Origin of the sequence: Saccharopolyspora erythraea (assembly GCF_018141105.1) — a bacterium.
GTDB classification, from domain to species: Bacteria; Actinomycetota; Actinomycetes; order Mycobacteriales; family Pseudonocardiaceae; genus Saccharopolyspora_D; species Saccharopolyspora_D erythraea_A.
Genome location: NZ_CP054839.1, coordinates 5,546,613 through 5,563,448 on the forward strand (window position 1 = coordinate 5,546,613; position 16,836 = coordinate 5,563,448).

The 16,836-nt window shown below is 71.2% G+C and carries 18 protein-coding genes; 5 read left to right on the forward strand and 13 right to left on the reverse strand.

Going from position 1 to position 16,836, the window contains the following annotated elements:
• Positions 1 to 15 precede the first annotated feature (15 nt).
• The 5 genes from HUO13_RS24775 to HUO13_RS24795 form a co-directional block, all read right to left on the reverse strand.
• Positions 16 to 1,218 (reverse strand): cytochrome P450, encoded by a 1,203-nt coding sequence (locus HUO13_RS24775; RefSeq protein WP_211897463.1) that lies wholly within the window; start codon positions 1,216 to 1,218, stop codon positions 16 to 18.
• A 31-nt stretch (positions 1,219 to 1,249) separates the two neighbouring features.
• Positions 1,250 to 2,437: an NAD(P)/FAD-dependent oxidoreductase gene (locus HUO13_RS24780; protein ID WP_211897464.1), complete on the reverse strand. Its 1,188-nt coding sequence runs from the start codon at positions 2,435 to 2,437 to the stop codon at positions 1,250 to 1,252.
• Positions 2,434 to 2,634, reverse strand: a complete 201-nt coding sequence (locus tag HUO13_RS24785) for a ferredoxin (protein ID WP_211897465.1) — start codon at positions 2,632 to 2,634, stop codon at positions 2,434 to 2,436. The genes HUO13_RS24780 and HUO13_RS24785 overlap by 4 nt, the downstream gene beginning before the upstream one ends.
• Positions 2,635 to 2,777: 143 nt before the next feature.
• Entirely contained in the window at positions 2,778 to 3,431 is a 654-nt protein-coding gene (locus HUO13_RS24790; RefSeq protein ID WP_211897466.1) for a TetR/AcrR family transcriptional regulator, read from the reverse strand.
• 5 nt (positions 3,432 to 3,436) lie between these two features.
• Complete coding sequence (locus HUO13_RS24795; RefSeq protein WP_211897467.1) at positions 3,437 to 4,642, reverse strand: cytochrome P450; 1,206 nt, start codon at positions 4,640 to 4,642, stop codon at positions 3,437 to 3,439.
• Positions 4,643 to 4,884: 242 nt separating this feature from the next.
• Here HUO13_RS24795 and HUO13_RS24800 point away from each other — a divergent pair, with 242 nt between their 5' ends.
• Together HUO13_RS24800 and HUO13_RS24805 are read left to right on the forward strand one after the other, a co-directional pair.
• On the forward strand, positions 4,885 to 6,246 hold the full coding sequence (locus HUO13_RS24800; protein ID WP_211897468.1) for an MFS transporter: 1,362 nt from the start codon (positions 4,885 to 4,887) through the stop codon (positions 6,244 to 6,246).
• A gap of 42 nt (positions 6,247 to 6,288) precedes the next feature.
• Positions 6,289 to 6,834 carry a TetR family transcriptional regulator gene (locus HUO13_RS24805; RefSeq protein WP_211897469.1) on the forward strand — a complete coding sequence of 182 codons (546 nt, stop codon included), beginning with the start codon at positions 6,289 to 6,291 and terminating at the stop codon, positions 6,832 to 6,834.
• Between the two features lie 8 nt (positions 6,835 to 6,842).
• On the opposite strand, the gene HUO13_RS24810 is transcribed toward HUO13_RS24805, so the two are convergent.
• From HUO13_RS24810 to HUO13_RS24830, 5 genes are all read right to left on the reverse strand, one after another.
• Positions 6,843 to 7,883, reverse strand: a complete 1,041-nt coding sequence (locus tag HUO13_RS24810; RefSeq protein ID WP_211897470.1) for an SDR family NAD(P)-dependent oxidoreductase — start codon at positions 7,881 to 7,883, stop codon at positions 6,843 to 6,845.
• A 127-nt stretch (positions 7,884 to 8,010) separates the two neighbouring features.
• The gene (locus tag HUO13_RS24815) at positions 8,011 to 8,733 is read right to left on the reverse strand and encodes a hypothetical protein (RefSeq protein ID WP_211897471.1); all 723 of its coding nucleotides are present in this window, start codon (positions 8,731 to 8,733) and stop codon (positions 8,011 to 8,013) included.
• Positions 8,726 to 9,478, reverse strand: a complete 753-nt coding sequence (locus HUO13_RS24820) for a hypothetical protein (RefSeq protein WP_211897472.1) — start codon at positions 9,476 to 9,478, stop codon at positions 8,726 to 8,728. The genes HUO13_RS24815 and HUO13_RS24820 overlap by 8 nt, the downstream gene beginning before the upstream one ends.
• A 7-nt stretch (positions 9,479 to 9,485) precedes the next feature.
• Positions 9,486 to 11,171, reverse strand: coding sequence for a WXG100 family type VII secretion target (locus HUO13_RS24825; RefSeq protein WP_249125167.1), 1,686 nt, complete (start codon positions 11,169 to 11,171; stop codon positions 9,486 to 9,488).
• A gap of 12 nt (positions 11,172 to 11,183) precedes the next feature.
• Positions 11,184 to 11,630 carry a YbaB/EbfC family nucleoid-associated protein gene (locus tag HUO13_RS24830; protein WP_249124021.1) on the reverse strand — a complete coding sequence of 149 codons (447 nt, stop codon included), beginning with the start codon at positions 11,628 to 11,630 and terminating at the stop codon, positions 11,184 to 11,186.
• Between the two features lie 327 nt (positions 11,631 to 11,957).
• Here HUO13_RS24830 and lexA point away from each other — a divergent pair, with 327 nt between their 5' ends.
• A complete protein-coding gene (gene lexA / locus HUO13_RS24835; protein WP_211897473.1) occupies positions 11,958 to 12,620 on the forward strand; it encodes a transcriptional repressor LexA in 663 nt (220 codons plus the stop codon).
• Positions 12,621 to 12,869: 249 nt separating this feature from the next.
• Positions 12,870 to 13,502, forward strand: coding sequence for an FkbM family methyltransferase (locus tag HUO13_RS24840; protein WP_211897474.1), 633 nt, complete (start codon positions 12,870 to 12,872; stop codon positions 13,500 to 13,502).
• Positions 13,503 to 13,549: 47 nt separating this feature from the next.
• On the opposite strand, the gene HUO13_RS38385 is transcribed toward HUO13_RS24840, so the two are convergent.
• From HUO13_RS38385 to HUO13_RS24850, 3 genes are all read right to left on the reverse strand, one after another.
• Complete coding sequence (locus HUO13_RS38385; protein WP_432757768.1) at positions 13,550 to 13,993, reverse strand: transposase; 444 nt, start codon at positions 13,991 to 13,993, stop codon at positions 13,550 to 13,552.
• 76 nt (positions 13,994 to 14,069) lie between these two features.
• The gene (locus HUO13_RS38390) at positions 14,070 to 14,477 is read right to left on the reverse strand and encodes an IS5 family transposase (RefSeq protein WP_432757769.1); all 408 of its coding nucleotides are present in this window, start codon (positions 14,475 to 14,477) and stop codon (positions 14,070 to 14,072) included.
• A 46-nt stretch (positions 14,478 to 14,523) separates the two neighbouring features.
• Positions 14,524 to 15,990: an amidase family protein gene (locus HUO13_RS24850; protein WP_211903121.1), complete on the reverse strand. Its 1,467-nt coding sequence runs from the start codon at positions 15,988 to 15,990 to the stop codon at positions 14,524 to 14,526.
• A gap of 181 nt (positions 15,991 to 16,171) precedes the next feature.
• Between HUO13_RS24850 and HUO13_RS24855 the strand changes: the two genes are divergently transcribed.
• Positions 16,172 to 16,834: a response regulator transcription factor gene (locus HUO13_RS24855; protein ID WP_211903122.1), complete on the forward strand. Its 663-nt coding sequence runs from the start codon at positions 16,172 to 16,174 to the stop codon at positions 16,832 to 16,834.
• The last annotated feature ends 2 nt before the right edge of the window (positions 16,835 to 16,836 follow it).

The following is a 16,836-nucleotide window of genomic DNA, read 5'->3' on the forward strand; positions in this document are numbered from 1 at the left end:
GAGAGGGGAACCGCGCTACCAGGTGACCGGAAGTTCGTAGACGCCGTAGACGAACCCGTCGTGCTTGAACGGGATGTCCTCGACGCCGGCCGCCAGCGCGAGCCCGGGTGCCCTGCGGTACAGGGTGCGGTAGACGATCTCCAGCTCAAGCCGGGCGAGGGGCTGGCCGAGGCACTGGTGCACGCCGAAGCCGAACGCGACGTGGTGGCGCGCCTCGCGGGTGATGTCGAGCCGGTCGGGGTCGGGGAACGCGTCGGGGTCGCGGTTGGCGATCTCGTTGGGCAACACCAGCCCCTCACCTTCCCGCACCCGCTGGCCGGCGACCTCCAGGTCCTCCAGCGCGACGCGGCGGCGCCCGCCGTGGGTGATGTTGAGGTAGCGCAGCATCTCCTCCACTGCCCGACGGGCCACCGCCGGATCGTCGGACTCCCGCAGCAGGGCGAGCTGGTCGGGGTGGCGCAGGAGCAGTAGCGTGCTGAGCGCGATCATGTTGGCGGTGGTCTCGTGCCCGGCGATCAGCAGCAGCACCGCCATCTCGGTGGCCTGCCGCGACGTCAGCTCACCCGCTTCGATCCTGCCGCAGAGCCGGGAAAGCAGGTCGTCGCCGCGATCGTCCATTTTGGACGCCAAGAGGCGGCTCAGGTACTCGGCCAGCCCGCCGGAGGCCTGCGACCGCTGCTCCGGTGTGGAGTTGCGGTTGATCATGGTCTTGCTGTTGGACTGGAAGAAGGCGTGGTCGGCGTAGGGCACGTCGAGCAGCTCGCAGATCACCATGGACGGCACCGGCAGCGCGAACTCCTCGACCAGGTCCGCGGGCCTGGGCCCGGCCAGCAGCTCGTCCACCGCCTCGTCGACGATCCGCTGCACCCAGGGCCGCATCCGCTCGACGTTCTTCACCGCGAAGGCGGAGCCGACCATCCGCCGCAGCCGGGCGTGCTCGGGATCGTCCATGCCGATGAAGCTCAGCGTGCCGCCGCCCGGCGCCTGGCGCGGGTAGGTGGGGTGGTTCATGTCGGCGCTGACGCGGCTGTCCCTGAGCACCGCGCGCTGGTCGGCGTAGCGGGTTACCAGCCACGGCATGCTGCCGTCCCACAACCGCACGCGCGCCATCGGCGTCTCCCGCTGGAGGTCGCGCAGTGCGGGCGGCGGGTCGAATGGGCAGCCCTGGGCCCGCGACATCGGATACTCGGGCGTGCTCTCGTCCAACGTGCTCGTCATCGGTTTTCCTTCCTGGGGCGGGGAATGCGGTTCAGGAGTCCACCGCCGCGGCGCGCGGTTCCACGAGGTGGCGCTGGCGCAGCAGGCGCGCCTGCTTGGGCATGTTCCAGCCGAGCACGCCCACGGCCCGGCCGTCCCGCTCGTAGACGGCGGCGAAGCGCCGCGAGGCAATGTCGCCCTCCACCACGTCCACCTGCGCGTCGGCGGGGAGCACGCCGTGGACCTGGACCCTGGCGGCGAACTGGTCGGTCCAGAAGTGGGGAACGGGCGCATAGGGGAGGTCGGCGCCGAGGATGTTGGCCGCGACGGCGGCGGCCTGTTCGGTTGCGTTGGTGCGGTTCTCCAGCCGCACCAGGCCGCCGAGACCGTGGTGCTGCCAGCGCGCCACATCGCCTACCGCGTAGATCCCGTCGGCGGCGCTGCACCGGGAGTCGCACACCACGCCGTTCTCCAGCATCAGCCCGCTGTTCTCCAGCCAATCGGTGTTGGGCACCGCGCCGAGCGCGACCACGACCACGTCCGCGTCCAGCACGTCACCGGTCGTCAGCCGCACACCGGTCACCCGGCCGTCCGCGCTGGCGAGGCCCTCCACCGCGACGCCCGGGCGCACGTCCACGCCGTGCTCCCCGTGCAGTTCGGCCAGCAGCCCGGACGCCAGCGGCCCGAGCTGGGCCTCCATGGGCGCGGACTGCGGCCCGGCCAGCACGACCTCCACGCCGAGACCGCGCGCGGTGGCGGCGACCTCCGCACCGAGAACACCGTCGCCCGCCACCACCAGACGACGGGCGCCGAGCAGGCGGACCCGCAACGCGAGCGCGTCGTCCAGCGAGCGCAGCACGTGCACCCCTCGCAGCCCGGCCTGGCCGGGCAGCACGCGCGGTCGTACACCGGTCGCCACGACGACGGCGTCGGCGGTCAGATCCCGCCCGGAAGCGCTGCGCACGGTGCGCGCCGCCACGTCCAGCGACACGGCCGCGTCACCGAGCAGCAACCGCGCATCCAGCCGCTCCAGCGCGTCACCGGAACGCACGTGCGCGCGCTCTGGTTCCCACTGCCCCGCCAGGACCTGCTTGGACAGCGGAGGACGGTCGTAGGGCACGTGCGGCTCGTCGCCGAGCACGGTCAGCGCTCCGCGGTATCCCTTGCGGCGCAACGCCTCCGCGGTGGCCAGGCCCGCCGCGGAGGCACCGACGACGAGCACGCCCGCGGGTGTGCTCACGCCTGCTCGCTCAGCGCGATCGCCGCGGCCGGGCACACGTCGGCGGCCTCGCGGACGGCCGCGTGCAGACCCTCGGCGGGCTCGGCGTCGAGCAGGACCACGACACCGTCCTCGTCGCGCTGGTCGAAGACCTCGGGCGCGGCCAGGACGCAGGAGCCGGCGCCGCAGCACTTCTCTTCGTCAACGGTGATCTTCACGTTCCAGCACTCCTTTTCGTGTTGTTGCCGGACAGGCGCCGGCGCAGGAAGACGAGCCTTCGGGTTCCGGACACGTCCCCCGCGCGCAGCAAACCAACTCCAGACGCCTGAGTCAATCGACTGACTTAAATTCTAGCGAGTCCTCAGCGGCGGGTGACCGGCGCCGTCCACAGGCCGGTGATGGCGTCGACGAGCCCCGCCGCGACCTCGTCCCAGGTGGCCCTCGGAGTGCCCGTGCCCTCGGCGAGAGCACGTTCCCGCTCGGCGCACACGTGCACCATCAGCGTGCGGACCATGGCCTCGCGCTCGGCGCGGACGTCCCGCGGCAGATCCGGGGAGCAGCGGTCGAAACCGGCGATGGCCTCCTCCAGGGACGGCGCGGCCATCACCTCCTCTGACACGATCGCGCCGAACACCGGGTCGGTCGCGACCTGCGCCGCGAACCGCGCGAACCAGGAGTGCACGCCCAGCGAGTCCAGGTGCGCCGTGTGCGAGCGCACCAGGCACGCCACCCAGTCCCGCACGTCCTGCGAGCCCGTCACCGCGGCGACCATCGCCGCGCGCAGCCGTTCGATCCGCTCGCCGTGCCCACGCACGATCGCCCGCACCAGATCGGCCTTGGTGCCGAAGTGGTAACCGACAGCGGCGTTGTTGCCCTGCCCGGCGGCCACGCTGATCCGCCGGTTGGAGACCGCGTACAGGCCGTGCTCGGCGAACAGCCGCTCCGCGGCACTAAGGATCTGCAGGCGGGTCGCACCGGACCGTTGCGCGCGCAGGTCCCGGTCGACGCCGGCCATCGCGATCACCACCGCACGGGCACGCTGCTCAGACCTCCGACGACGAGCCCCTCCACGCGGGCCAGGTCCTCCGGTGCGACCGCCAGCCGCAGGCCGGGCAGCTTGCGCAGCAGCACCTCGAGCACGACCTGCAGCTCGGTGCGGGCCAGCGCCTGGCCGAGGCAGGAGTGCGCGCCCGCACCGAAGGCCAGGTGCGGGTTGGGGCGGCGACCGAGGTCCATCTCGCCGGCACCGTCGAACGCCGTCCCGTCGCGGTTGGCGGCGCCCATGCTGCACATGACGGTCGTGCCGCGCGGGACGGCCTCGCCGCCGACCTCGGCGTCCTCGGTGATGTAGCGCGGAATGCCGAGACCGGGGTTGGCGTCGAAGCGCAGCACCTCCTCCACCGCCGTGCGCACGAGCGACGGGTCGGCGAGCAGCCGCTCCCAGCGGGTGCGGTCGGCCAGCAGCATCCCGGCCATCTTGCCGATCATGTTGGCGGTGGTCTCGTGTCCCGCGACCAGCAGGGCCTGTCCGGTCGCGACGAGCTCGGCGTCGGACATCCCGCCGTCGGCGATCAGGGTGCTGAGCAGGTCGTCGCCCGCGGCCGCGTGCCTCGCCGCGACGTGCTCGCCCATGTAGGCCACGAACGCCTTCTGCGCCGCGGCGATCTCCTCCTCCGGGTAGCGGGTCAGGTTGAGCAGGGTGTCCGACCAGTAGGAGAACCTGTCACGCTCGGAGTCGGGCACGCCGAGCAGGTCGCAGATGACCCACACCGGCAGCGGGAAGCCCACCGCGGCTTTGAGGTCGGCGGGTGCGCCGGAGGCGACCATGTCGTCGACGAGCCGTTCGGCCATCTCGGTCATGCCCGGCCGCAGCGCGGTCATGCGCTTGGCGGTGAACCACCGCCCGACCCGCTGGCGCCAGCGCTGGTGCTCCTCGCCGGAGTCCGGGATCCGCTTCGCCATGTCGTTGTTGAAGACCCCGCCCGACTCGCTGTCGGTGAGACGTGCCGCGTCGGGCGCGGAGAGCTGGCGGGTGAACCGCGGGTCGGACAGCACCTGCTTGACGTCGTCGTAGCGCGTGACGAGCGCGGCGCGGTCGCCGCTGGGCAGCCGCACGGCCGCCACCGGGCATTCCCGCCGCAGCTCCTCCCATTCGGCGGGCGGTTCCAGGGCGGTCGGGTTCGGGATCGGATAGCTCAGCGGTGCGCTCGTGTCGTTGTGCCCCACCTGGGTTCCTCCTCGTTCGGGTGCGCTGCTCCGCCAGTCAAGTCGGACCCGATACGCTAAGTCAAGCGACTGATTTAACTTGATGCGACGACACCTCGGAGGCCCGCCCAGTGCCGCCCACCCCGCCACCCTCGTCCACCGCGCACGCTGCCCCCTCGTCCGCCGGGACGGCACCGGCCGCGGCCCGAAGGCCGAACGCGGTCGTCACCGCACTCGCGTTCTCCGGGGTGACCGTCTCGCTGATGCAGACGGTCGTCATCCCGCTCGTCCCCCGCCTGCCGGAACTGCTGGGCTCCACACCCGCGAACACCGCGTGGGCCATCACCGCCACGCTGCTGGCCGCCGCCGTCGCCACGCCGACGGTGGGCCGGCTCGGCGACATGTACGGCAAGCGCCGCATGCTGCTGGCCAGCCTCGCCCTGATGGTCGCCGGGTCGGTGCTCGGCGCGCTGAGCACGAGCCTGGCGCCGCTGGTGGCGGCACGCGTGCTGCAGGGGCTGGCCGCCGGGGTGATCCCGCTGGGCATCAGCATCATGCGCGACGAGCTGCCGGTCGAACGCCTCGGCTCGGCGACCGCGCTGATGAGCGCGTCGCTCGGCGTGGGAGGCGCGCTGGGCCTGCCCGCGGCGACGCTGCTGGCCGAGAGCGCCGACTGGCACGTGCTGTTCTGGGTCGCCGCCGGGCTCGGCGCGGCCGCCGCCGCGCTGGTGGCGAGGCTGGTGCCGGAGTCGCCGGTCCGCTCCGGCGGCCGGTTCGACCTCGTCGGCGCGGTCGGCCTGTCGACCGTGCTGGTGTGCCTGCTGCTCGCGGTCTCCAAGGGCACGGAGTGGGGATGGACGAGCGGTCTCACGATCGGTCTCGTCGCCGCCGTGCTGGTTCTGCTGCCGGCGTGGGGCCGGTGGGAGCTGCGCACGCGCGAGCCGCTGGTGGACCTGCGGACCACGGCGCGCAGGCCGGTCGCGCTGACCAACCTCGCCTCGGCCGTGTTCGGCTTCTCGATGTTCGCGATGTCGCTGGTCATGCCGCAGCTGCTCCAGCTGCCCGCGGGCACCGGTCACGGCCTCGGCCAGCCGATGGTGGTCGTCGGCCTGGTGCTGGCCCCGTCCGGGCTGGTGATGATGGCGATGGCGCCGGTGTCGGCCCGCATCACCCGGACCAGCGGGCCGCGGACGACGCTCGTCGCGGGCACCCTCGTGGTCGCCGCCGGGTACGGGCTCAACCTGGTGCTGATGAGCCAGATCTGGCAGCTCGTGCTGGTGTCGGTGGTGATCGGCGCCGGCATCGGCCTGGCCTACGGCGCGATGCCCGCGCTGATCATGTCCGCCGTGCCGGTCTCGGAGACCGCCGCCGCCAACAGCCTCAACACCCTCATGCGCTCCATCGGCACCTCGGTGTCCAGCGCGGTGGCCGGGGTGGTGCTGTCGCAGCTGACAGTCCCGTTCGGCCCGGCACCCGTGCCGTCGCTGACCGGGTTCCGCGTGGTCATCGCCGTCGGCGCGGGCGCGGCGCTGGCCGCCGCGGCGGTGGCCGCACTGATCCCCGCCGGTGATCAGTCCACTGCGGACGGTGCGATCGCCGCGGCCGGCAGCCGCACACACCCCTGACGGGCCCGGCCGGCCCTCCCCGCCTGCGAATACGATCGGTGCATGGTCAGGCGGAACTCCGGCAGGTCGACGCGGGACGAGATCCACTCGGCCGCCTCGCGGCTGTTCCGCGAGCGCGGCTTCGCACGGACCTCGGTCCGCGACATCGCGGCGCTGGCGCAGGTCAACCCGGCGCTGGTGATCCGGCACTTCGGCACCAAGGAACTGCTGTTCCTGGAGGTGGTGCACCTGAGCGTCGACCCGCTGCTGGACGTGCCGCTGGAGTCGCTCGGCGAACGGTTCGTCGAGGCGCTGCTGTCGGCCGACGAGGACATCCGCGGTGTCTACCTGGCGCTGGTCCGCGGCAGCAACGAGCCGCGGATCGCGCAGCGGCTCAGGGAGGGCCACGAGACCGCGTTCGTCCAGCCGTTGCGCGACCGCCTGTCCGGTCCCGACGCCGACACCCGCGCCCGGCTCGCCGCGGCAGTGGTCGGCGGGCTGCTGCACGCGCTGTGGGTGGTCGGCGACGAGCGGCTCGCCGCCGATCCCCGGGAGCTGGTCGTCCGCTATGGAGCGCTCATCCAGCAGGTCCTCACGCCGCAGGGCTGACGCCCGGCCTACTGCACCGACCAGCCGCCGTCGGACGGCAGCACGGCCCCGGAGATGTTGACGCCGTCGTCGCTGAGCAGGAACGTGATCGAGGCGGCGAGCTGCCGCGCGGTGGCGATCGGCGGGACCAGGTCGAGGAAGTCGCCCGTGCGCCGCCTCCCGAACTCCGACGCCGCACCGCCGGAACCCATGCCGGTCGCCACGCCGCCGGGAGCGACGGCGTTGACCCGGACCCCCTGCGGCCCGTACATGAACGCCGAGCTCCGCGTGATGCCCACGACGGCGTGCTTCGACGCGGTGTAGGCCACGCCCGCGGCGTTCCCGCGCAGCGCGGCCTCCGAGGCGATGTTGACGATGGAGCCACCGCCCGCGGCCAGCATCGACGGCACCACCGCGCGCGTGAGCCGGAACATCCCGTCGACGTTGACGGCGAACACCCGCTGCCAGACCTCGTCGGACACCTCGTGGATCGGGGAGAAGTCGTCGACCACGCCGGCGATGTTGGCCAGCCCGTCGACGCGGTCCCCGGCCGCCTCGACGATCCGCCGGACGTCCTCGTCGCGGGTGATGTCGGCCTCGACCGTCACGAGGGAGTCCTCGCCCAGCTCCGCGGCGAGTTCGCCGAGCCCGTCCGGCGAGACGTCGGCCGCGACGACACGTGCGCCCTCCCGGGCAAGACGCGACGCCGTGGCACGGCCGATGCCGCCGGCCGCACCCGTCACGACCACCGTCCGGCCGTCGAACCGTCCGGGCACGGGCCGCTCCCGCCACCCCGCAGCCGCTTCGGCATCGGCGTCCGGCACGGCACCACCGTTCACCCGGACCACCATGTCGTCGACGACGTCCTGCGGCAGCCGGCCCTGGCTGAGGGTCACCAGCTCCCGCAGGGGCAGCCTGCTCACCGGGGCGAGCACCCGCTCGTCGAACCCCGCCGGTGCGAGCAGTTCGCGAAGCAGCGGCCCACCCAGCGGATGCTCCAGCCACTCCCCGACCGGATGCCGGGCCGTCAGCGGTTCGGGCCGCGGCCCCTCGTCCTGAGTGCTCGCCATCGCGCCCTCCTTGCGAACCGGTCCGACCGACGTCGGCCGAGGCGTGAACGGGTGAAGTAAACTAAGTTTACTTCACCGGCGAAGCCATCCCCGCCGACGTCGAGGGGCGGCATCCGGCCCAAGAGCACTACGGGCGCGAGCGCAGGTGGGTGAACTCCATGGCCTTGGCCTCCGCGCTGCCGCTGTCGGTGCGGGTGAAAACCGTGGAGCCGTCGGCGAAATCGATCCGCAGGAAAGCCGATCTCGGGATGCTACGGCCCAAGCGCGCGGCGCTCATGCGCGCGATCCTCGACAGCGGCACCTCGAAGTAGGACACGGGCACGTCCTCGGACAGCGACGGCGCGAGTTCTCCGGCTGCTCGCTGCACCTGGTGGACGGCTGCTCTGGCCCGACCGAAAAGTCCCGCGGAGGCAGGGCCTTGCGGTTCGGTCGCCGCGAGTTGCTTCTCCGCGACCACCACGGCGAGCCGGTTCGTGCTGAGGACCAGGAAAGCCTGTCCCGGGACGTTCGCGATGTGGTCCCCGAGCAGGACCGCGTCCCGTTCCTGCGCGGCAGCGTGCACCCACCACATGATCGACGGGTCGTCGGCCCACTCGTCATCCAGAAACGCACCTGCGGTGACCTGCTCGCTGGGCAGCGGCCAATCCGGCGCGTCGACCAACGACTCGCGGACCTCGGACTTCGGTGCGTGCGGGACCTCGAGCCGCTGGTTCACGACCGAGCCCACGTAGCCCTGCGCCGGCAGCTCGACCCAGAGCACCGATTCGCCGCCGGCCACCCAGTGCTCCTCCAGCAGCGGCTGCCACTTCTCGCGCAGCAACTGCTGTTCGGGGGGACTCAGGTCAGCCACGACTCGCCTCCACCATCACACGTGCGCCCTCGGCCGAGCGCGCGTTCAGCACGAAACCGGATCCATCGGCCAGCATCAGCGCGCAGTGCCGGACCCGCTCCGGGAACCTGGTGTCGCCGGCGGGCCGGCAGTCGACCACGTCGGGACGGGCGAGTTCGAACCAGGAGGCGACCTCGTCACCGCGCAACGGTTCTCCCGCTTCGTTCCCGCCGAACTTCTCCGGCACCTTCCCCACCAGCGCACGGCCCACATCGCCCCAACCCCGCCCGAGTTGGCGGATGCCCCCGGTAGCGGCGCTCGCTGACCCAGAAGCGTCCTTCTTCCTTGTGACCAGCACGCCCAGTCGATGCGGAGTCAGCACCCACAGCAGCTCGTAGCCCACGCAGGCCGGCGGGCGCTCCGACCGGATCAGGCGCATCGCGGTGCAGTCGGGTGCGGAGCCCACGACCGTGAGGTCCGGCGACCGCTTGGTGCCGCCGGGCGCTCCGCTGTCCTCGCCACCGCCGAACGCAGCCGTCAGGAGCCCCGCGGCGACGGCATCACCGACCGACGCCGCTGCCCGGCCGGTTGCTCGGGCGAACCTGCTGCCTGCGCTCTTGTCCGGGTACCCGTTCTCGTCGCACCCGGCCACCCGGTAGGTCTTGTCGACCTGCCAGAGCGCCCACAGGACGGGTTCGCCCGGCCGGCACCACCACCGGCGCGCGGTGAGGGCCGCACCGAGCGTTCCGGACACCGTCACGGTCATCGCCTCCTCATGCCTGGAAGCCGCGTTCCTGTGCCGCTCGGCGCTCTTCCGCGCTCGACGGGTCAGCGGCCTTGTCGTAGCCGTACTTGACGCCCTGTTCAACGCCTTCCTGGGCGACTGCCTGCCCACCCTGGTGGATGACAGCGTCCTGCCAGCGCGCCTCACCCCCGAGGCCCAGCGTGTTCAAGCCCGACTGCGCGACGTTCGCCGCCAGCGCGCGTTCCCCCGTGGCGCTCTCCAGCTCCGGCCGCAGGTCGCCGCCCCAGGTGGTCCGCAGATCCCCGTGGCGATCGGTTTGCGCGACCACCGTACCGTCATCGCCGCGGACCGCCTGGTGCGCGAAGCGGTTGCCGGTGGTGGAGGCCATCGACGCGTTCTCCCGGGCGTTGTCGACCCGCCGCAGCGCGTCGTCCAGCTCGCCCTGCGCGCCCGGTCTGCCCTCCGCCACCGCCTTCTCCGCCTGCTTGACGGCTTTCTGGGCGTCGACGAGGTCACCGGTGTCGCCGCGGGTGACTGTCTTGACCAGCGGGTTGGAGTCGATGTTGCGTGCTACCCACTGCTCGAACCGGTTCCCGCCACGCAGCTCGTTCATCTTCTCCACGACCTTGCGCAGCGGGCCCTTGCGCAGCATTTGGAGCAGGTCTTCCAGCTTGGTGACCAGCGGCTTGAGCTTGTGCAGGAGATTGGCGACCTTGGTGCCCAGCCGGGTTCCGGTGATCGCGACCTGGGAGGCGGTCAGACCGGAAGCCGCGCCGACGGAAGCGCCTGCCGTGATCCACGAAGCGGCCAATGCGGCGACCCATTCGATGATCAGGCCGATGACCAGTTCCTGGATGATGTCGATGACCATCTCGACGAACGCGTCGAAGAGGTCAGCGGCCAGGTCCAATGTCTGCTTCAGTCCGCGAACCTCGGTTGCGAACGCCTTCGCGCCCTGGCTGAACTCGTCGAGCTGCTTGCGGAAGGCATCACCTGCCTGGCCTTCCCAGACCGGCCGGGTCGCGTCGGCGCGCTGCTTCTCCTGGTCGCCGCATTTGTCCAGCCAGTCGGCGACCTGCTCCCAGCCCTTGCCCGTGCTTCGCATCTGCTCGGGGTCGCCGATCGCCGGCTCGAGGACGAACTCGACGAGCGGACTGATCACCAGGGAGATCAGGAAGCCCAGGCCGTTGTCGACGAACGACTGGCCAGGGCTGGTGACCAGGTCGAGCTGCTCCATGCGAGCGTTGACGGTCGCGATGGCGATGTCCGGAGGGCTGTCGGCCCTGGCCAGGTCCTGAGCGGCTGAGGCCGTGGACATGCCGTACCCGGCCGTCTGGGCCATGAATCCCCGCTGCGGACCACCGGCGCTGTTGACGCCGGAGAGAGTGCCGGGCCCCGCCCCGGAGATCTGCATCCCGCTGAGGTCGACCGCACCCAGCTTGTCCGCCTGGCCTCGGTCGGTTTCCTGGTAGTCCTCCGCGCATTCGCTGACCGATTCCGCGATGTGCTGCATGAAGGCACCGGCCTGCTTGGCCAGGTCACGGCACTCCTCCAGCGAATCGAAGTAGGCGAAGGCGAGGAACTCACCGATCGGGCCGAAGCAGTCGTCGCTCACCCGGGCCTGTTCCAGCACCGAGGAAAGCTGGCCGAGATGCTGCGCCACGCCCTCGGAACCCTTGCTGTGCGCCGACAGCGCTTCCGGCGCCACCTTCATCGTCACGCCGCATCACCTGAGGAACGAGTCGCCGGAGAAGTCGTCTTCGCATTCGCCGTTGTCGTCCGGTCGACGCGCTGGTTCGGAATTCGAGCCCGTACCGGCCGGATCGACCCCGCCCGCGGAATGGGCGTTGAAAGCGTTCTTGAACTGCTCTGCACGGTCGCCCAGCACGGGCTGCACGGTGTCGTCCATCTGCTGGGCAGCGTCCTGCGTCGCCTCCCGAATCGCCCCCAGGATGCTCCGCTGCAATGCGGTGTGCGACTGCCGCACCGCATCCGGACTCAACTGCAGGTCCATCACCGCCCCGGAGGGAGCCACGGTGACGAGTACCGCGCCGTCGCTGCTGCGGGCCTGGCCCCGGATCTCCTGCATCTTCTCCCGGAGCTGGCCGACCTGCGCTGCCTGCTCCTCGAATCGCCGCATCATGGTCTGAACGCGCTCGGACGGCTGCGCCACAATCTTCCCCCACTCGTGTTAAAGGCCCACGTTGGCCGGGGATGCTACCGAGGCCGGCGCCAAAGCACCGCCAATTCCAACAGGACTGCCCGTGACACCCGACACCGGATATAGCGGCCGAAGCCATTGGGTGGACAAGTGCTCCGCGACCAATGACAACTGCGCACGCTCCCGCTCCAGGTGAACAGCACTTCCTTCGAGAAATCCGAATGGATCGGACATATCCGAAGTCGTCCCCGCCGACGTCTGGGACAGGCATGCGGCGGATGCGGCTGACGGCGTATGCCGGTGCCGTCGTCGCAGGTGCCTGCGTTTACCATTCCGCGGGTGACCGCCTACGACGATCTTGACGCGTTCGAGCACCTGGACACCTCGATCCTGCCGCTGCGGCAGCAACGGATCCTGGTCACGATCCGGGACTGGGTGACCAGATACGGGTACCCGCCGAGCACGCGGCAGATCGGCGACGCCGTCGGCCTGCGGTCGTCGTCCTCGGTCTCGAAGCACCTGCGAAGCCTCGAGGAGCACGGGTTCCTCCGGCGCAGCGACACGATGTCGCGCCCGATCGACGTGCGTGCGTTCCTGCGGGACTCCTCGACGCGGGAGCCCGCCGAGGACTCGGTGCCCGTGCCCGTGGTCGGCGACATCGCCGCGGGCGTCCCCATCGCGGCCGAGGAGCACGTCGACGACGTCCTGAAGCTGCCCCGCGGGCTCACCGGGCGCGGCAACGTCTTCGGCCTGCGGGTGCGCGGCGACTCGATGATCGACGCCGCCATCTGCGACGGTGACATCGTCGTGGTGCGCCAGCAGCCCGAGGCGCACTCCGGGCAGATCGTGGCCGCGATGATCGACGACGAGGCCACCGTCAAGGTCTACCGCCGCCGCAACGGGCACGTCTTCCTCGAGCCGCGCAACCCCGACTACGACGTCATCGACGGCGACGAGGCCGTGATCCTGGGAACCGTCGTCTCGGTGCTGCGCAGCGTCTGAACGGCGCCATCGCCCTGCCGGTGCCACAGCCCGCCGCAGCCCGCCGTCCGCTTCCGGGAATTGCTTGCCGCTTCGACACTTTCGGGTTGCGGGCGTTGGGCGCCGACCGGCGGATGTCGATGGACATCGAGGTGTTGCGGACGGAACTGGTGGAACCGGAGAGGCGGCGCGGTGGCAACGGGAGCTCAGCACAGGTCGTGGCACTGCCTTCCCGACGGCCGAGTGGTCTCCTGCACATCGCCATCGGAAGTGCTGGCCGCTTGGGAGGATCTGAACCAGGACGGCACGTACGCGAAGGCGGTCCGGGGACTCCGGCCCGGCTCCCACATCGCGGATGTCGGTTCGCGCCACGGACTTTCCGCGATCTTCTTCGCCGATCACCTGCCGGACGCCAGAATCCTCGCCTTCGAGCCGGTACCGCCCGCGTTCGAGTGCCTCCGGGAGAACCTGGTCCGCTACGTGCCGAACGGGCAGCCCTTCCACTGCGCGCTCGGGGAGGAGCCCGGGAGCCGGGAACTGACGTACTCGGTGGCCGAGGCACCCGGCACTCACAAGGGCGGGAACGTCCGGCAAGCGCACGAACTCCGCAGGCGTGAGGCCGTCGAACGGACGTGCTCGGTCCGGGTGACCACGCTGACCAGAGTGGCCGAACGCCAGCAGGTCGAGTCCATCGACCTGCTCCGGATCAGCACGCGGCACGCCGGTCCGGAGGTGCTCCGCGGGATCGGTGACGACCTGTGGACCCGGATTCGCCGAATCGTCGTGGAACTCCACGACGAAGACGGACTCTCGGAGCTGGAAGGACTTCTGCGCGCACGGCAGTACGAAGTGATGGTGCCGCAAGGAACAAAAGGCCGGATGCTGCTCGCGATGCGTGGCTGAGCGCGCCGGATGCACTGCGCGTGACAACGCAGCCTAGGCCGTGTCTCCTAATTCTGGGATGCGGTGCGGGAAATCATGATCGTGCTTGCGAGGAGGATGCCGCCGAGGAAGGTCAGGGCGTACTTGTCGTAGCGTGTGGCCACCCCGCGCCACTGCTTCAAGCGGTTGAATGCACGCTCGATTGTGTTGCGGTGCTTGTAGATCTCCGTGTTGAAGGCGGGTGGGCGACCGCCCGCCGAGCCTGTGGCCTTGCGGGCGGCGATCTGGTCATCTCGTTCGGGGATCGTGTGCTTGATCCGGCGTCGACGCAGGTTCCGCCGGGTCGAGGGGTGGGAATAGGCCTTGTCGGTCAGCAGCCGGACGTCCAGTGGCCCGGCGTCGGTGCAGTCGGAGGCGAAGTAGTCATCCAGCAACGGCAGCAACTGGGGATTGTCTCCGGCCTGCCCTGGGGTCAGCCGCAACACGCCCAGGTCACAGGCGACGTCGCCCAACGCGTGGATCTTGGTGGAAAGCCCGCCACGGGAGCGGCCCAGCGCGTGATCGCCCGGCTCCCCGGCCGGGTTCGTGTCATTCGACGGTGCCCCCTGTGTGGTCGGTGGCCGCGGCCAGGGCCCGACCCGGAGTCCTGGGTGCACCCGCAGCGTGCTGGTGCGCGCGCACGACCGAGGAGTCAACCGACAGCAACTGGGCGAGGTCGTCGCCGGCGTCGATGCCGTAGCTGGACCGCACCACATCGAACATCCGCTGGTAGGTGCCATCGATGGAGAACCGGTGGTGGTGCTTCCAGACCGTCTGCCACGGCCCGAACACCTCGGGCACATCCCGCCAGGGCGTTCCGGTACGGAACCGCCAAGCAATCCCCTCCAGGATCAGTCGGTGATCGGCAAAGGGCCTACCCCGTAAGCCCTTCCGAGAAGGCAACACCGGCTCGACCAACTCCCACAACTCATCCGAGATCACACCATCACGAACCACTGACCGATCATCGCCTACAACCAGGCCAATAATTTGGAGACACGCCCTAGCCACCGACGGTCGGCAGGTAGCGCGGCGGACGCCACGCGCCGAGCTCGCGCTCTGCCGCCGCGGCCAGCGAAAGCAGCGCCTGGTCCTGCCGGTCACCGGCCATCAGCAGGAGTCCGACCGGCAGTTCCCCGACGAACCCGGCGGGCACCGACACCGACGGGTAGCCCGCCACCGCCGCCGGGGTCGAGGACGGGATGACGTCGTTGTCCCCGCGCTCGCAGTCGGTGGTCCACGCGGACGGGTTCGCCGGGGAGGCGATGGCGTCCAGCCGGTGCGCGGTCATCGTCTCGTCGATCGACCGCGCGGACAGCTCGTCCAGCTCGGCGCGCATGGCCAGGTAACCGGGGTCGGTGGTCGCGGGCGCGACCAGGGCCCGCTCGAACAGCTCCTGACCGACGAAGCAGGTCTGCTCCTGGGGGTGGGTGCGGTTGAACTCGACCAGCTCGGCCAGGTCGCGCGGTCCGTCGCGGGTGGCCAGGTAGGCGTCGATGTCGCGGTGGAACTCGCTGAGCAGCGCCGGGAACTCCAGCTCGGCGAGCCGGTCCTGGTGGGGCAGCGCCACCTCCACGACCTCGGCGCCCGCCGCGCGGAACCGCTCGGCCGCGCGGGTCGTCACCGCGTCGACCTCCGGCCCGAGTGAGGGCAGCCGCCACAGCCCGATCCGCGTGCCGCGCAAGGGAACCGGACGTGGTGGCTCGCCCGCGCGGTCGCCCCGCAGGACCGACAGGGTCAGGGCGGCGTCGACCACGTTGCGCGCCATGGGACCGGCGGTGTCCTGTTCGGACGAGATCGGCACCACGCCGTCGCCGCTGACCAGTCCGAGGCTCGGCTTGTGACCGACCACCCCGTTCATCCCGGCCGGGCACACGATCGACCCGTCGGTCTCGGTGCCGATCGCCACCTGCGCGAGCGATGCCGCGACCGCGGCGGCCGACCCGGAGGACGAACCGCACGGGTTGCGGTCCAGGACGTAGGGGTTGCGGGTCTGGCCTCCCACCGCCGACCACCCCGAGGTCGGCTTCTCGGCGCGGAAGTTCGCCCACTCCGAGAGGTTCGTCTTGCCCAGCACCACCGCGCCCGCCTCCCACAGCCGGGTCACCAGCGCGGCGTCGTCGCGTGGCGGTCTGCCCGCCAGCGCGAGCGATCCGGCGGTGGCCGGCAGGTCGCGGGTGTCGACGTTGTCCTTGAGCAGCACCGGAATCCCGTCGAGCGGGCCGCGGACAGCTCCGGTGCGGTGGCGCAGGTCGCTGGCAGCCGCCTGGCGCAGCGCCGTCGGGTCGGTGCGCAGCACCGCACCGATCACAGGGTCCACGGCGCGGATCCGCCTCAGGTACGCCGCCGTCAGCGACACCGAGGTCAGCGATCCGCTCGTCATGCGCTCCTGGAGCTGCGGGATGGTCACCACGTCGAGATCGGGCGTCGACGCCATCCGCGAGGCAGCGGGCGCCGCCTGCGGGGCCATGGCCTCGGCCACGAGTTGCGGGGCCATGAGCAAAGACCCGAAGACGACAGCGGTGGTCAGCGCGGCGGCGCCCCTGATGCGCATGGGATCAGCAGACACCGCCGACGGGGACCCCGCAAGATCCGCCCGGCGCAACCGGCGCCCCCGGGCCCGCCGCCACGCGCGGGGCGATAATGGTGCGGTGCTCCTGCTCATCGTCGAGGACGACGACCACGTGGCGTCCGCGCTGACCGCGGTGCTCGGGCGGCACGGCTTCGACACCGAACGCGCCCGCACCGGAGCGCAGGCGCTGGAGGCGCTGTCCCACGACCCCGACCTCGTGCTGCTCGACCTGGGACTGCCCGACACCGACGGCTTCGACCTGTGCAGGCGGATGCGGCAGCGCTACGACCGTCCGATCCTGGTCGTCACGGCCCGCACCGACACCCGCGCCCGCATCCACGGCCTCAACCTCGGCGCCGACGACTACCTGGTCAAGCCCTACGACATCGGCGAACTCATCGCCCGCATCCACGCCGTCGCCCGGCGCAGCGCACCCCGCCGGGAGACGGCCACCCCGACCCGCCACGCCGGGCCGATCAGCGTCGACGTCGACGCCCGCGAAGCCACCGTCGACGGCAGGCCGGTGCAGCTCACCCGCAAGGAGTTCGACCTGCTGGCGATGCTGGCGCGCCAGCCCGGCGTGGTGTTCAGCCGGGGCCAGATCCTCAGCGAGGTGTGGAGCACGCACTGGCAGGGCAGCCAGCGCACCCTGGAGGTGCACGTAGCATCGCTGCGCACCAAGCTCGGCATCCCGGACGCGGTGCAGACCGTGCGCGGCGTCGGGTACCGGTTGAGGCCCTGACC

What these genes read in the sequence shown, in the direction of transcription:
- HUO13_RS24775 (WP_211897463.1), bottom strand. Translation starts at nt 1,218, where the DNA reads ATGACGAGCACGTTGGACGAGAGCACGCCCGAGTATCCGATGTCGCGG.
- HUO13_RS24790 (WP_211897466.1), bottom strand. Translation starts at nt 3,431, where the DNA reads ATGGCCGGCGTCGACCGGGACCTGCGCGCGCAACGGTCCGGTGCGACC.
- HUO13_RS24800 (WP_211897468.1), top strand. Translation starts at nt 4,885, where the DNA reads ATGCAGACGGTCGTCATCCCGCTCGTCCCCCGCCTGCCGGAACTGCTG.
- HUO13_RS24805 (WP_211897469.1), top strand. Translation starts at nt 6,289, where the DNA reads ATGGTCAGGCGGAACTCCGGCAGGTCGACGCGGGACGAGATCCACTCG.
- HUO13_RS24810 (WP_211897470.1), bottom strand. Translation starts at nt 7,883, where the DNA reads ATGGCGAGCACTCAGGACGAGGGGCCGCGGCCCGAACCGCTGACGGCC.
- HUO13_RS24820 (WP_211897472.1), bottom strand. Translation starts at nt 9,478, where the DNA reads ATGACCGTGACGGTGTCCGGAACGCTCGGTGCGGCCCTCACCGCGCGC.
- HUO13_RS24825 (WP_249125167.1), bottom strand. Translation starts at nt 11,171, where the DNA reads ATGAAGGTGGCGCCGGAAGCGCTGTCGGCGCACAGCAAGGGTTCCGAG.
- HUO13_RS24850 (WP_211903121.1), bottom strand. Translation starts at nt 15,990, where the DNA reads ATGGCCCCGCAGGCGGCGCCCGCTGCCTCGCGGATGGCGTCGACGCCC.